The sequence below is a fragment of the Pseudomonas sp. NBRC 111127 genome (genome assembly GCF_001320345.1).
GTDB lineage: Bacteria > Pseudomonadota > Gammaproteobacteria > Pseudomonadales > Pseudomonadaceae > Aquipseudomonas > Aquipseudomonas juntendi.
In genome coordinates this window covers 1-1,780 of the sequence record NZ_BCBD01000310.1, presented here as the reverse complement: position 1 = coordinate 1,780, position 1,780 = coordinate 1, and the positions used below count along the sequence as shown (strand labels likewise).

Sequence of the window (1,780 nt, the reverse complement as noted above, 5' to 3'; positions counted from 1 at the left end):
GACAACCTCGGTGCCACCGATGAACAGCTGGACTTCAAAGTCGTCTACGCCTCGGCCCTGAACGGCATCGCCGGTCTGGACCACACCGCCATGGGCGAAGACATGACTGCGCTGTACCAGTCGATCGTCGACAACGTACCAGCACCGTCTGTTGACCGTGACGGCCCGTTCCAGATGCAGATCTCCGCACTGGACTACAACAGCTTCCTCGGTGTTATCGGCGTTGGCCGTATCGCCCGTGGTCGCGTCAAGCCGAACACCCCGGTTGTCGCTATCGACACCAACGGCAAGAAGCGTAACGGCCGTATCCTGAAACTGATGGGCCACCACGGCCTGCACCGCGTCGACGTCGAAGAAGCCCAGGCTGGCGACATCGTCTGCATCAGCGGTTTCGACGAGCTGTTCATCTCCGACACCCTGTGCGCCCCGGACGCGGTAGAGGCGATGAAGCCGCTGACCGTTGACGAGCCAACCGTTTCGATGACCTTCCAGGTCAACGACTCGCCATTCTGCGGTAAAGAAGGCAAGTTCGTGACCAGCCGCAACATCAAGGACCGTCTGGACAAGGAGCTGCTGTACAACGTGGCCCTGCGCGTTCAGGAAACCGATTCCCCTGACAAGTTCAAGGTATCGGGCCGTGGCGAGCTGCACCTGTCGGTACTGATCGAAACCATGCGTCGTGAAGGCTTCGAGATGGCTGTTGGCCGCCCTGAAGTGATCATCCGCGAAGTCGACGGCGTGAAGCAGGAACCGTTCGAGAACGTCACCATCGACATCCCTGAAGAATCCCAGGGCAAGGTCATGGAAGAGATGGGCCTGCGTAAGGGTGACCTGACCAACATGGTGCCGGATGGCAAGGGCCGTGTTCGCCTGGAATACAACATTCCAGCCCGTGGTCTGATCGGCTTCCGTAACCAGTTCCTGACCCTGACCAACGGTGCAGGCATCCTGACCTCGATCTTCGACCGCTACGACACCATGAAGTCGGGCCAGATGTCTGGCCGCCTGAACGGTGTTCTGGTGTCGGTCGAAACCGGCAAGGCACTGACCTACTCGCTGGAAACCCTGCAGGCTCGCGGCAAGCTGTTCGTTGAACACGGCCAGGAGATCTACAACGGTCAGATCATCGGCCTGAACAGCCGTGACAACGACCTGGGCGTGAACCCGACCAAGGGCAAAAAGCTCGACAACATGCGTGCTTCGGGCAAAGACGAAGTCATCGCCCTGGTACCGCCTGTTCGCCACACCCTGGAACAGGCCCTGGAATTCATCCAGGACGACGAGCTGTGCGAAGTCACGCCTAAGTCGATCCGTCTGCGCAAGAAGATCCTGGACGAAGGCGAGCGCACCCGCGCTGCCAAGAAAGCCAAGAACTGAGTTAGCTCAGGCTGAATAAAAGCGCCCCCGGTCGAAAGGCCGGGGGCGTTTTTTTATGCTTGCAGAATTTGCGTTGGCCCTTTTCGCGGGCTTGCCCGCTCCCACAGGTACTGCACAGGCCTTGAGGATCGCGCAGATCCTGTGGGAGCGGGCAAGCCCGCGAAGAGGCCCTTGACGGCTAACGCTTAGCGCCCGACCACCTTGGGCTTGTACGCACAATACCCCGGCCGCGGGCCAACCTTGGGGTGGTTGCGGCAGGTGTCCGGGCGCTTGTCATAAATGGTGCACAGGCGGCTTTTACGATCCAGATACATGCAGTCGTCGTTGCTCATCCGGGTCAGGGTGAAGATGCCTGACTTCTGGTTGAAGCGCTCGATGATGCCTTCTTTCTGCAAACGCTTGG

At 59.6% G+C, this 1,780-nt stretch carries 2 protein-coding genes; one reads left to right on the top strand and one right to left on the bottom strand.

Going from position 1 to position 1,780, the window contains the following annotated elements:
- On the top strand, positions 1-1,377 hold a 1,377-nt coding region (locus APH30_RS27095), incomplete at its 5' end, for an EF-Tu/IF-2/RF-3 family GTPase (RefSeq protein ID WP_054914247.1).
- Between the two features lie 185 nt (positions 1,378-1,562).
- On the opposite strand, the gene APH30_RS27090 is transcribed toward APH30_RS27095, so the two are convergent.
- On the bottom strand, positions 1,563-1,780 hold a 218-nt coding region (locus APH30_RS27090), incomplete at its 5' end, for a YkgJ family cysteine cluster protein (protein ID WP_177333807.1).